The 14,569-nt window shown below is 69.5% G+C and carries 4 protein-coding genes; 2 read left to right on the forward strand and 2 right to left on the reverse strand.

Going from position 1 to position 14,569, the window contains the following annotated elements:
• Positions 1-64: 64 nt before the first annotated feature.
• A complete protein-coding gene (locus AB0M29_RS25445) occupies positions 65-1,567 on the reverse strand; it encodes a DUF2079 domain-containing protein (protein ID WP_365386387.1) in 1,503 nt (500 codons plus the stop codon).
• A gap of 171 nt (positions 1,568-1,738) precedes the next feature.
• Here AB0M29_RS25445 and AB0M29_RS25450 point away from each other — a divergent pair, with 171 nt between their 5' ends.
• Together AB0M29_RS25450 and AB0M29_RS25455 are read left to right on the forward strand one after the other, a co-directional pair.
• Positions 1,739-2,302, forward strand: a complete 564-nt coding sequence (locus AB0M29_RS25450; protein WP_365386389.1) for a hypothetical protein — start codon at positions 1,739-1,741, stop codon at positions 2,300-2,302.
• A 288-nt stretch (positions 2,303-2,590) separates the two neighbouring features.
• Positions 2,591-13,579 carry a LamG-like jellyroll fold domain-containing protein gene (locus AB0M29_RS25455; protein ID WP_365386392.1) on the forward strand — a complete coding sequence of 3,663 codons (10,989 nt, stop codon included), beginning with the start codon at positions 2,591-2,593 and terminating at the stop codon, positions 13,577-13,579.
• A 77-nt stretch (positions 13,580-13,656) separates the two neighbouring features.
• Here the strand turns inward: AB0M29_RS25455 and AB0M29_RS25460 are convergent, their stop codons facing one another.
• Positions 13,657-14,505: a hypothetical protein gene (locus tag AB0M29_RS25460; RefSeq protein ID WP_365386393.1), complete on the reverse strand. Its 849-nt coding sequence runs from the start codon at positions 14,503-14,505 to the stop codon at positions 13,657-13,659.
• Positions 14,506-14,569 lie beyond the last annotated feature (64 nt).

Below are 14,569 nucleotides of genomic sequence, written 5' to 3' on the forward strand. Positions count from 1 at the left end.
GCCGGACGGGCCCTGTCGCGTGCGGCGGTGATCCGCCGGACGGGCCCTGTCGCGTGTCCGGTTCCTAGCTGGTTCGGTGCAGGATCACATAGCCCTCGGCGCTGGCGATCACCGCGAAGTGGGCCTGGGGGTGGAGTTGGGAGGCGTAGCCGACGGGGTCCTGGACCCAGCCCGAGCCGTTGTCCAGGGCCATGTAGTCGGGGACGACGCCCTTGGAGCCGCCGACCCAGTAGACCGTGGTGCGGTGGACGAGGCGGCTGATGGGGCCGACGTTGGCCTCGACCGTGGAGCCGCTGGGGATCTGGTCGAGGAGCTTCTCGACGGCCTTGGTGTGGGCGTTCACCTTGTAGGTGTCGGTGTGCGTGAGGGTGGCCACCGGGAGCTGGGTGCTCAGGGCGAGGGCGGCGCCCGCCATCGCGGCGGGCAGCGCGGCGGCGTACGCCACGAGGTTGCGGCGCGACCGCCCGGCATCCCCGGCGTCCTTCGCGGCGCCCTTGCCGGTGAGGCCGAACGCGGCGTCCACGAAGGCGAGGAAGACCACCGGCATCAGCACCGCGCTGTAGTGCCAGGCGGTGCCCCAGTTCTCCGGGTAGTGCGAGATGAAGCGCCAGCCGATGGTCGGCAGCGCGACCAGCATCAGCGGGGAGCGCAGCGCCAGCAGCCCGCCCGCGGGCACCAGGATCCACAGCAGCGTGCGGATCGCGGTGTCCACCGGGATGTGGCCGGTGAGCGCGCCGTCGCCGTTGATGTGGTTGAAGGCGTCGTAGCCGGGACCGTAGAAGTGCGGGATCAGCACCTTGATCTCCAGCGCCGAGGAGAGCACACCGAAGGCCATCAGGGCGATCGCGTACGCGCTGGTGCGCGGCCCCGTGCCCTCGTCGTCCTCGCGGGCCCGCAGCAGCACCACCAGGCCGATCAGCGCCACGCTCGCCCCCAGGTCCTCCTTGACCAGGACCAGCGGCAGCGACCACCACATCGCGGTGTGCCACCGGCGGCGGATCAGCGCCTCCAGGGCGAAGGCCAGCAGCGGCATCGCGAAGGCGACCTCGTGGAAGTCGAAGTCGACCGCGCGCTGCACACCCCACGACAGGCCGTACGCCACGCCCACCATCAGGCCGCGCCTGCGGCCCAGCGCCCAGGCCGCGACGCGGGTGATCGGGACCGCCGAGAGCGCGAAGAGCACCGCCTGGGCCACGAGCAGGGTGACCGGGCTCGGGAAGACCCGGTAGAAGGGCGAGACCAGCGCGGTGATCGGGCTGAAGTGGTCGCCCAGCTCGTTGAAGCCGGGGCCCTTCAGATCGGCGATCGGCGCGTGCAGGTGGGCGTAGCCCTTGATCGCCTCCTCGAAGATGCCCAGGTCCCAGGACATGGTGAGCATCCGGCGGTAGCGGGTGACGGACAGCGCCGCGTAGAGGACGAAGAAGACCGCCGAGAGCAGCCACGGGTCGAAGCGCGCGTCAAGCCGGCGACGGCCGCCGCCGGTGCCTTCCGCGGGCTCCTGAGGGGTGCCGACCTGCGTTCCGCCCTGTGCGGGGAGGACCGCCTCGGCCGCCTCGGCCTTGTCCATGCTGGGTCCTCGTCTCCGCGCCGGGGTCGGGTTCTCGTCTGCAACGATGCTGACACCTAAAAGACACGAACATTACCCACTTCGGGTGAACGCCGCCGCGCCACGTAGGCTGCGGGCCTCGTGAGCGGGCCCGGTGACCTGGCGGCCCGCCGATTCCTCAGGAGGACGGCCGTGAAGGCGTGGATCGGTGCGCACCGGCGCTGGGTGCTGGGCGGCGGTGCGGTGGTGGCCGCGGCGGCGGTCGCCGGGATCGTGGTGGCGGCGACGGGCGGCTCGGGCCACGGCCGTGATCTGCCCCCCACCCGGGCCCGCGCCTACACCGAGCAGCAGGCGTGCCTGCTGACCCCCGCGGGCGGTCTGGCCGACAGCGCCGCGACGCCGGTCTGGGCCGGGATGCAGGACGCCTCGGCGCGGACCCACGCCAAGGTGGTCTATCTGGCGGTGGCGGGGGAGCAGAGCGCCGCCAACGCCGCGCCCTATCTGGCCACGCTCGCCGGCGGGCGGCACTGCACGGTGGTGCTGACGGTGGGCGCCGCACCCGGCGGCGCGGTCGCGATCGACGGCCCCAAGTTCCCCGGCACGCGGTTCGTGATCGTGGGCGGGCCCGCCGGAAGTAAAACCGGATCTCAAGCCACGGCAAAGCGCGGGGCAAATGTGACCGCTCTCACGGCGGCCGACCCGAGCGCCACCCGCAGCGCGGTCACGTCGGCGGTGGAGTCCGCACTGCGCGGCTAGTGCGCTGCCGGATCCTCGGCGGGCCCGCGCGGCACCCCCACGACCAGGCGTTTTCGCCGAATCCGTGAACCAGCTGACCGCGTTTCAATCCTCCGGAAGGTATGGACCAGGAACGCGTTCGGTAAAGACTTCGCCAGGGATGGAACCGGACGGATCGCACGTCTCGCTCTGCATGACCATGACCAGGCAAAGAGAAGCCCAAGATCGTTACTGGAGTCTTCTCCTGAGGTGATTGAAGCGGGCACGATCGGCGCGTTTTCTGTGTCGATCCTGTCAGGAGTTTGTGCCGTGCGCGCTCGCCCCTTCCGCCGTTCCCACCGGCGGATCGCTTTCCGTCGCCGATGGCTGCGTGCCACCGCGATGGTGGCGTTCGTCTCCATGGCACTGCTCCTGACGACGGAGCAGGCGTCGGCCGACGGCGCCACCCTGCCCGCGCTGTCGATGCCGCACCTGTCCTGGGCCGGGCTCAAGTCCTGGTGGAACGACCCCCACTGGGGCCGGATACCCAAGCAGCAGAGCGGCACCGCCGCCGGGCTGAGCCACCGCGCGAGCGCCGCGTCCACCCGGGCGGGCAAGGGCGCGGGCCACGCCCCCGGCAAGGGCAAGGGCGAACTCGACGCGTACCACCCGTACACGAAGGCGTCCAAGGCCGGCCGCAGCCAGTCGGTCGGCGGCTTCTCCGCGAAGACGAGCAAGCGCGACGCGGCCAAGTCGGACCAGACGAACGACGTCTACGACAACGCGGACGGCACCACCACCCGGCGGATCGCCCAGAGCCCGGTCAACTACCGGGACGCGCACGGCGACTGGCAGCCGATCGACACCCGGGTGCGCACGGCGGGCGACGGCCGCCTGCACGAGAGCGCCAACTCCCTCGCCGTCGACTTCGGCGCCGCGAGCACCGACCCGGCCGTCGTGCACTTCAGCACCGACGCCGCGCACGGCCTGTCGTACGGCCTCAAGGGCGCCGCGGCGGTCACCGGAAAGGCTTCCGGCTCGAAGGTCACCTACGCCGGCGCCCTCCCGCAGACCGACCTGGTGGTCGCCCCCACCACCGTCGGCGTGAAGGAAGCCGTCGTCCTGCACTCCGCGCAGGCCGCCAACTCCTGGACCTTCCCGCTCACCCTCAAGGGCCTCACCGCCGTCCAGGCCAAGGACGGCTCGATCGACCTCAAGGACGCCTCGGGCAAGGTCACCGAGCGCATCCCGGCCGCGTACGCCTACGACTCCAAGGTCGACCCGCGCTCCGGCGACCCGGCCACCACCTACGCCGTGTCCTACCAGCTCACCGGCGCCCCCGGCCACCAGGCGCTGGCCGTCACCCTGGACTCCGCGTGGCTGCACGACGCCGCCCGGGTCTTCCCCGTCACCGTCGACCCGACCATCGTCGACGGCTGGACCACCACCTACGCCGAGTCCGGCAACCCCGCGGGCGACCACTCCTTCGAGCAGACCGTCAAGGTCGGCTCGTACGACTCCGGCACGCACGCCGCCAACAGCTTCGTCAACCACTGGTACGGCGGGTGGGACGGCTCCAACGTCACCGTCACCGCCGCCGACCTGAAGCTCTTCGACACCTGGGCCGCCACCTGCACCGCCGAGCGGTTCGACGTCGCCCTGGTCACCTCGGCGTGGACGCCGACCGGCGTCACCACCTACCCCGGCCCGTCGCACGGCTCCTCCATCGGCAACTTGACCCCGTCGGTCCCCAACGCCTGCGCCAACACCGCCGCCGACCGCAGCGTCGGTGACTGGGTGACGGTGCCGCTGACCACCGCCTCCATCCAGGGCTGGATGAACGGCACCACCCCCGACTACGGCCTGGCGGTCTACGCGGCCACCACCGACGCGCTGCACTGGAAGCAGTTCGGCTCGTTCAACGACGGCGTCCTCACCCCGCGCATCGAGGTCACCTACACCGGCACCACGCCGCCGCAGGTCTACCAGCAGTACCCCAACGACAACGCGGTGGCGTACACCACCACCCCCGAGCTGACCGCGTGGTCCGGCGGCGCCAACTCGCAGGCCAACACCACCACCAAGTACGAGTTCCTGGTCTACGACAACACCAACACCAAGATCGTCGACTCGGGCCTGCTGGCCACCGGCGACTACACGGTCCCGGCGGGCAAGCTCAAGTGGGGCCAGAGCTACAGCTGGACCGTCCAGTCGTACGACGCCAGCCTGTACTCCGGCGCCACCTGGTACTCGCTCAACATCCAGGTGCCACAGCCCCTGATCACCTCGGGGCTGTCGCAGAACAGCAGCGACCACGGCTTCGACGCCTCCATCGGCAACTACACCACCGAGGACACCGACGCGACCGTCTCCACCGTCGGCCCCTCGCTGGACGTCACCCGCGACTACAACTCGCGTGACCCGCGCTGGACCGGGGCGTTCGGCGCCGGATGGTCGAGCATCTTCGACTCCCGCGCCACCGAGCAGTACAACGCGGCGGGCGCCGTCGTCTCCGCCGTCGTCAGCTACCCCGACGGCTCGCAGGTCGGCTACGGCAAGAACGGCGACGGCACCTTCTCGCCGCCGTCGGGCCGCTTCGCCACCTTCAAGTCCGTCACCGGCGGCTACTCGCTGACCGACAAGAACGACACCACCTACACCTTCACGCAGTCGCTGGGCTCCGGCGGCTACGGCCTGACCGCCGTCACCGACGCCAACGGCCGCTCCATCAACCTGGCCTGGACCAGCGGCCACGTCACCACGATGACGTCGGCCGTCTCGGGCCGCGCGCTGCACCTGACGTGGAGCACCCCGACCGGGGCCGCCGCCGCGCACGTGGCCACCGTGGTCACCGACCTCGCCGCCCCGGCCGACCCCAACTCGGCGCAGACCTGGACGTACGGCTACACCGGCGATCAGCTCACCTCGCTCTGCTCGCCGATCTCCATCGTGGCCTGCACCACCTACGGCTACACGGCCGGCTCGCAGTACCAGAACGCCTCGCTGGACCTCGGCCCGCGCGCCTTCTGGCCGATGAACGAGGCCAGCGGCACCACCGCCAAGGACGCGGTGCTCGCCAACCAGGGCACCGACAACGCCACGTACAGCGGGGTCACCCTCGGCCAGCCGGGCCCGCTCACCGGCAGCACCGGCACCGCCGCCGGGTTCAACGGCACCAGCTCGTACGCCACCCTGCCGTTCGACATGGGCAACAACACCGACTCCGGTGCGCTGTCCCTGTGGTTCAAGACCTCGGCGGGCCCCGGCGTCCTCTACTCCTACGCCTCGCAGCCGGTGACCGCGGGTAATTCGCCCGGCGCGTACACCCCGACGATCTACGTCGGCACCGACGGCAAGCTGAAGGCCGAGTTCTGGAACAGCGGCGGCATCGCGCCGATCACCACCTCGGCCGCCGTCACCGACGGCAAGTGGCACCACGTGGTGCTGTCGGCCGCGGGCAACACCCAGTCGCTCTACCTGGACGCGGCCAAGGTCGGCTCGCTGTCCGGCACCGTCTCCATCAAGCCCGGTGTCGCCTTCGGCAAGAACCAGCAGTACAACACGCTCGGTTCCGGCTTCCTCGGCGGCAACTGGCCCGACGAGCCGCACCAGAGCAGCACCGACGCCACCGGCTACGCCACCTACTTCAACGGCTCCATCGCCGACGCCGCCTGGTACGACCGCCCGCTGGTCGCCGCCGACGTCAGCACCCTCTACAACTACGGCAAGCACTCCGCGAGCCTGCTGTCGCACATGACCCGCCCGTCCGGCAAGACGTACGCCAGCATGGTGTACGACCCGGCCTCGACCACGCTGACCCAGCTCACCGACGAGAACGGCGGGGTGTGGAAGCTGGCCGCGCCGACCATCGCGGGCTCCAGCCAGACCTACCGCGGCGCGGTCCTCGGCGGCGCTCCCGCCACGTACTTCCGCCTCGGTGAGGCGGCCGGCGCCACCACCGCGCTGGACGAGACGCGCGGCGGCACCGGCACGTACAACGCGGTGACCCTGGGCACCGCGGGTCCGTTCAGCGACCAGAAGACCGGCACGTTCAACGGCACCAGCTCGTACATCAAGGTGCCCGACGTCGTGACCGGGGACACCTCCGCCTCCGCCGAGATGTGGTTCAAGACCACCCACGGCACCGCGATCCTGATGAACGCGCAGAACGCGGCCTTCGGCGCCTCGCCCACCTCGATGACGCCGCAGCTGTGGATCGGCAGCGACAACAAGCTGTACGGCGGCTTCTACACCACCGCCGGCTCGGTGCAGATGGGCACCACGGGCACCGTCACCGACGGCCTGTGGCACCACGTCCTGCTCAGCGCCTCGCCCACCAGCCAGACGCTCTATCTCGACGGTGTGCAGGCCGCGACCAAGACCGGCACCGCGGCGCTCTCCAGCAGCTCCCGCAGCACCGACTACATCGGCGCGGGCTCCACCGGCGCCGGCTGGGCGGGCCTGACCAACGGCACCATCGCCTACTTCAACGGCTCCCTCGCCGAGGTCGCCACCTACCGCACCGCGCTCACCGCGCAGGACGCCGCCGCGCACTTCGAGGCGGCCAAGAACTCCACCGGCCTGCTGCCCGTGGAGACCGTCAAGGTCACCTCCCCGGCGAACGCGGTCACGACGTACACCTACGACGTCACCAACAACGACCGGCAGCTCACCGAGACCGACGGCCTGGGCAACAGGACCAGCTTCGGCTACGACACCGGCGGCTTCGAGCACTCGGTGACCGACCCCAACGGCGCCATGACCGTCACCGGCCACGACGTCCGCGGCAACGTGGTCTCCTCGACGACCTGCCAGAACCAGGCCGCCAACGTCTGCTCGACGGAGTACTACACGTACTTCCCCGACGACACGACCGCGCAGCTCACCACCGCCGACCCGCGCAACGACATCCTGCTCACCGAGCGGGACGGCCGCTCGTCCTCGGCGACCGACCCCACCTACCTGACGACGTACACCTACGACGCGGCCGGTGACGAGACCGCGGTCACCGGGCCGCCGGTCGCCGGATTCCCGAACGGCCGCACCTCCAGCACCGTGTTCAGCGACGGCACGGCCACCTTCCCGGCGGCCGACAGCGGCAACGTGCCCAAGGGCCTGCCGGTGCGGGCGGTCTCGCCCGGCGGCGCGACCAGCACGGTGGCCTACTTCCACAACGGCGACGTGGCCTCGTCCACCGACCCCGCGGGCCTGGTCACCTCCTACAGCTACGACGGCCTCGGCCAGGTGCTCAGCAAGAACGTCGTCTCCGACACCTACCCCAGCGGTCTGACCACGTCGTACACCTACGACAAGGCCGGGCAGATCACCGAGGAGGACGACCCGCGGATCGTCGACCGGGTCACCGGCGCCACCCACGCGGCCGCCACCTCCACGGTCTTCGACGACGACGGCGACGTCATCTCGCAGACGGTCAAGGACCTCAGCGGCGGGGACACCTCCCGCACCGAGACCGAGACGTACGACGCGTACGACCACGTGCTCACCCAGACCGACGCGAACGCCAACGCGGGCGGCAGCAACGGCGGCACGACGACGTACAGCTACGACACGTCGGGCAACAAGACGCAGGAAGTGTCGAAGTCCGGCTCGACCACCAACTACACGTACGACGACAACGGCCACCTGCTGACGCAGACGCTGCAGTACACCGGCGACCCGGTGAACCCGCAGACGGCCACCACGCTGACCGAGTCCTCCCGCGCCTACGACCCGGCGGGCCGGCTGGCGTCGGTGACCGACTCCATGGGCGACACGACGACGTACACCTACACCGACAACGGGCTCACTTCCAGCGTCACCAAGAAGAGCCCGGACGGCACCCAGTCGACGGTGCTGCAGACCACCACCTACGACGCGGCGGGCAACCGCCTGTCGCAGACGTCCGACAACGGGCAGACGGTCACCAACTTCACGGTGGACGCGGCCTCCAGGACCACCAGCACCACCGTCGACCCGACCGGCGTCGACCGCGTCACCAGCGTCTCCTTCACCCCCGACGACCAGGTCGCCACGCAGAACGAGCACGACTCGTCCGGCTTCGACCGCACCACCGCGTCCACCTACGACGCGGCGGGCAACACCCTGAGCGAGACGCTCTACGGTGACGCCTCCGGCCACCCGTCCGGCTGGTGGAAGCTCGACCAGACCACCGGCAGCACCGTCTCCGACACCTCCGGCACCGGCTACACCGCCGCCGCCACCGGCGTCACCTGGGGCAACGACTCCGCCACCTTCGCGGGCACCACGGGCCAGCAGGTCGCCACCAACGGCCCGGTGCTCAGCACCACCGGCTCGTACACCGTCTCCGCGTGGGTCAACATGGCCTCGCTGCCGACCCACAACGCCACGGTCGTCGCCCAGAGCGGCAGCAGCGCCAGCGCCTTCTACCTCCAGTACAACTACGCGCACACCAGCGCCCCGTTGTGGAGCATGGAGCAGACCAGCGCCGACGTGGCCGCGCCGAGCTTCCCGTCCGCGTACTCCACCGCCGTGCCCAAGGCCAACACCTGGACCCACCTGGTCGGCGTCTACAACGTCTCCACCGGCACCAGCCAGATCTACGTCGACGGCACCCTGTCCGGCAGCGGCACCGACACCACCCCGTGGAACGCGGGCGGTCCGCTGACCATCGGCGCGGGCAAGTACAACGGCGTCGCGACCGACTTCCTGCCCGGCTCGGTCTCCAACGTGCAGGTCTACCCGCGGGCGCTGTCCGGCGCCGAGGTCACCACGCTCTACGGCAACGGCCGCACCGGCGGCACGGTCGGCTCCTCGACCCAGCAGACCACCCGCTACACGTACGACAAGCGCGGTCTGCCGCTGACGATGACCGACGCCAACGGCAACACCACCGACTACTCCTACGACGAGGCCGGCAACCTGGCGGTCACCACCGCCCCCGCCGTCCAGGTCGAGACGGCCGGCGGCACCCCGACCACCCAGCGCCCCGTCACCACCAGCGGGTTCAACACCTTCGGCGAGGCCGTCGAGGAGATCGACCCGAACGGCAACCAGACCACCACGGCGTACGACGCCAACGGCAACAAGGTCTCCGAGACCCTGCCGCCGTACACCCCGGCGGGCTCCTCGACGCCGATCACCGCCACGTCCACCTGGACGTACGACTCCGACGGCAACCAGCTCACCTCGACCACCCCGGGCAACGAGACCACCGGCTTCCTGTACGACCAGCTCGGCGACGTCGCGCAGATCACCGAGCCCGACGGCACCACGCTGCACACCACGTACGACACCAACGGCGACAAGCTGTCGATGACGGACGGCACGGGCGCCACCACCCAGGCCACGTACGACTACCTGGGCCGCCAGCTCACCGCCACGACGCTGGAGCGCTACCCGACCCAGCGGGTGCTGACCAGCACCAGCTCGTACGCGGTCACCACCGGCAACCCGTACGGCGCGAACCTGGCGTCGACCACGACGGCCGGCGGAGTGACCACCACCTACGGCTACAACCGGGCCAGCGACGTCACCTCGGTGACCGACGGCGCGGGCAACACCGTGAGGTACACGTACGACTTCATGGGCAACCGGCAGAAGACCATCCAGCCGGACAACACCTACGCCGAGACCGACTACGACGTCGCGGGCAACCCGACGCTCAGCACGCAGTACGACGCGTCCGGCGTCCAGCTCAAGCAGACCCACCAGGTCTACGACGGCGTCGGCAACGTGGTCGCCGCCACCGACGAGAACGGCAACACCAGCCACTTCACGTACGACGCGGCGGGCACCGTCACCCAGGAGATACAGCCGGTCACCGCGACCACCTCGATCACCACGAGCTTCGGCTACGACGCGGCGGGCAACCGCACGCGCTACACCGACGGCCGCGGCAACTCCTGGCTGTACTCGTACACCCCCTGGGGCCAGCAGGAGACGGTGACGCAGCCGTCCACCAGCCAGTACACGTCCGACGCCGACTCCAAGACGACCAACGTCTACGACGCGGACGGCCAGCTCGTCTCGGCCACGCTGCCTGGCGGCGTCTCCAACGCCATGACGTACGACAAGGTCGGCAACCTGCTGACCGCCTCCGGCCAGGGCGCCGAGGCGGCCAGCGCCACCCGCACCTTCAGCTACGACCACGACAACCAGGTGCTCACCGCGGACACCGCGGAGGCGGGCACCACCGGCGCCAAGGACCACCAGGCGGCCACCCACGAGTCGTTCTCCTACGACGACCGCGGCGACCTGCTCAGCGCGTCCGGCTCCGGCGGCTCGTCCAGCTTCAGCTACAACGACGACTCGTCACCGCTGAGCCGCACCGACGCGGCGGGCACCACCTCGTACGGCTACGACACCGCGGGCCGGCTGTCCACGCTCAACGACGCGGCGTCCGGCACCAGCCTCACCTACGGCTACAACGCGCTGAACCAGCAGTCGTCCGTGAAGTACGGGGCCACCGGCCAGACCCGGACCTACACCTACAACACCGCGCACGACCTCACCGGCGACACCCTCGTCCAGGGCGCCAGCACGCTGTCGGGCATCACCTACGGCTACGACAAGAACGGCAACCTGACCTCGAAGAACACCGTCGGGGTCGCCGGAGCCTCCAACAACACCTACACCTACGACCAGGCCGACCGCCTCACGTCGTGGAACAACGGCACCGCCACCACCAACTACTCCTACGACGACTCGGGCAACCGCACCCAGGTCGGCTCCAACGTCTACACCTACGACGCCCGCGACCAGCTCACCTCGGACGGCGTGCACACCTACGCCTACTCCGCGCGCGGCACGATGACGTCGGACACCTCGACGGCCGACGGCAAGATCGACTACAGCACCGACGCCTTCGGCAACCAGATCACCGCGGGCACCCACACGTACACGCTCGACGGATCCGGCCGGAACATCACCGACGCCAACTCCGCCGACCAGAGCACGCGCACCTTCCAGTACTCGGGCGCGAGCAACACCATCGCCGCCGACGGCAACTACACCTACAGCTACGACCCGTCCGGAGCCCTCACCGGCATCAACTCCGGCACCGCGCCCGGTCAGGGCCAACTCGCCCTGACCGACGCGCACAACGACGTCATCGGCGACTTCACCTCCGGCGCCACCAGCCTGACCGGGTCCGCCAGCTACGACCCGCTGGGCAACGTCACCACCAGCAACGCCCTGATCGGCCACCTCGGCTTCCAGTCCGGCTGGACCGAGCCCGACACCGGCAAGGTCGGCACCGCCTCCCGCTGGTACAACCCGGCGACCGGCACCTTCATGAACAAGGACTCCGCGTCCCTGAACCCGGTGCCGAACTCCGCCGCCGCCAACCCCTTCGCCTACGTCGGCGACAACCCGCTCGACGGCACCGACCCCTCGGGCAACTGGGGCTTCGGCAGCGTCTGGCACGCGGTGAGCCACGCGGTCACCAGCACCTACCACGCGGCGACCTCGTACGCCTCCAGCAGCTGGGACTCCTTCAGCTCCTTCGCCTCGTACTCCTACTACAACTACGTGGCCCCGGTCGTCCACAAGGTCGTCCACGCCGTCAAGCACGTGGCCAAGCGCGTGGTCCACCGCGTCCGCGACGTCTACCACGCCACCGTCCGCTACACCCGGCGCGTCTACCACTACGCGGCCCGCCACGTCCGCCGCTACGTCAGAGCCGCCGTCCACGCCGTCCACTCCGCGTACCACGCGGTCAAGAAGGTCGCCAAACGCGTCGTCCACGCGGTCAAGAAGGCGGCCAAGGCAACAGCCCACGCCGTGGCCAAGGCGGCCAGAACCGCCTACCACGCCACCGTCAAGGCCGTGAAGACCGCGGCCACCTACGTCAAGCACCACGCCGCCGCGATCACCTCCTTCGTGGTCTCCACCGCCGTCTTCATGGGCTGCGAGGCCGTCACCGCCGGCGTCGGCACCATCGGCTGCGCCGCGGCCGCCGGCGCCGCGGGCTCCCTGGTCGACCAGGGCTTCAAGTGCGCCGAACACGGCGGCTCCGACTGCAGCGCGGGCGCCTTCGCGGGCTCCGCGGTCGAAGGCGCCGTCTCCGGCGCCATCGGCGGCGCCCTCGGCTCCCTCGGCGGCAAGGTCCTCTCCAAGTTCGCCCCCAAGGCGATGGAGGCCGTAGGCGGCCTCTTCGGCAAGGGCGCCGCGGAAGCCGAGGAATCGGCGGCGACGGACGCGACGGAGACGGCGGCGAAGGAGGGCGAGGCCGAGGAGGCGGGGTCGAGCAGCGACTCCGGGCAGAGCTGCCCGAGTCCCCACAGCTTCACGGGCAAGACCCGGGTGCTGATGGCGAACGGCTCCTCCAAGCCGATCGACCAGGTCAAGGTCGGCGACACCATAGCCAACTCGGTCCCGGGCAAGGCCGGAGCCGAGGCCCACAAGGTCACCGCGGTGATCGTCACTACGACAGACCACGACTTCGTGGATGTCGGTATCAAGCCGACGGCAAAGCCCACGGTCAAGTCCGCGGCGAAGGCGATCGCGAAGTCGGCCGCCAAGAAGGCCGCCCTGGGCCTGGCCGCCTCCGCGGCGGTCCTCGCCGCACTGGGAGGCGCCGCCCACCACGCTTCGGACCACCCGGCCACCGCCCCAGTGGCCGCGGTCTCCGACGCCACGGCGGCCACCACCAAGGCCGACCACCTCACCACCACCTTCCACCACCCCTTCTACGACGAGACCCAGTCCGCCTTCGTAGACGCCCAGGACCTCCACAAGGGCGACGTCCTCCAGACGCCGACCGGCACCGCTGAAGTCACTGACGTCCGCCTGTTCCATGCGAACACCACGACGTACGACCTCACGGTCGGCGACCTCCACACGTACTACGTGGAGGCGGGTACGACGCCCGTCCTGGTGCACAACTGCGACTTTGAGTCCAAGGCGATCGCTGCCCAGAAGCGCGCTCAGGACCTGAAGGACCAGTGGGGCAAGGGTCATGGCTGGTCGACGGTCTCGGTCATCGGTGTCCGCCACAAGGTGAGCGGTGAGATCAGCGAGAAGATCGCACTGGCGGGTGGCAAGAACATCAGTGCCATCGGTGAGAACGTCCTCAAGGACGGCGAGGAGTTCATTCCAGGGAAGCTGGTTCCCGGCCGACTCACCAAGGATGGGAATCCGGCCTTCGAGCACGCCGAGGAAGCTGTCTTCAACTGGGCGGGCGACAATGACTACGAGGTCATCTACGGAGGTACTTCCAGGAACGTCTGCCGAGGAATCTGCGCACCACTGGTCCAAAAGACCATGACCCTGGCAGGACAGACTTTCCGGGGAGCAGCTGACAAGACCCGGTTCAGGACCTTCTGGCTCGATGAGTGACCTGATATCTGAGGAGACATGACTGAGCCTGGCCCACCAGATACCACTGGTGGGCCAGGCTCAGTCGCGAGGGCTTCCTATTCCTGTGTCAACTGCCAGAGATGGACTTCTGCCCCCTCTTTGGACACGGTGTACCAGACGCCATCCCCTGCCGAACGGGGCGGCCCCCACACAGGAAAGGGGTATGTGATTTCCGTACTCAGGCTCATCTGGCGGGCGTTGACCACCCAGTGGCGGATCGTCCCATAGGGAGCATCACATTCAGATGTGCCTGCGATGATGGTGTCCTCGTACAGGAAGGCAGCCTCGTAATCCCAGTACACCCTTCCGCCGTCAGTGTTCTCCGGATGCTCCGGCACAATGCCCGCGGCTTCCAGTTTCTGTTGGACAGAGCCGTCCTGGACGTCGTGCAGGGCAAGGGACCACTGCCCGACAGGGACGGTCAGGAGGTGTCGGCCGGCCGGGCTCACATCGAGCAGGATCCGCTCGATGCCGAGATGGCGGGTGGTCAACTCGGCACCATCCCATCGGCCCCACAGAACAGGGGAGCCCTCTTCGCCCTCACCCACGCTCAGCCCCATCTGCGTGGGGTCCGGGTGCGGAGTGTGCTCCGAGCTTGAGGCCGTGGTCATGGTCTCGGAACGGCCGAGTACCTGACCATTCCTGGCGTCCAGCACTACCCACAGCTCTGGTTCTTCTTCATCCTCTTCTTGCTCAGCTTCTGTGCCGAGGGCGCCACTCAGCGGCCCGAGGACATGAGCCCAGAGAAACCTGCCGTCGGAGCTGAATGCCGCTGAGCCACCATCGGCACGAGCGTGATCGTCGTCATCCGGATTCCCATGGGCTTCCCTGTCACCCTGGGAGCAGGCCCCAGTCCAACACCCGTGCTGTACTTCCCACCGTGCTGTGCCATTGGATTCCACCACTCGCACTCCGTGAACACCGGCAAACGCTGCGGTATCCTGTTGGGGCGAGACTGTCGCGGTTCCG

The organism is Streptomyces sp. NPDC051976, from assembly GCF_040680795.1.
In the GTDB taxonomy this organism is placed as follows: Bacteria; Actinomycetota; Actinomycetes; order Streptomycetales; family Streptomycetaceae; genus Actinacidiphila.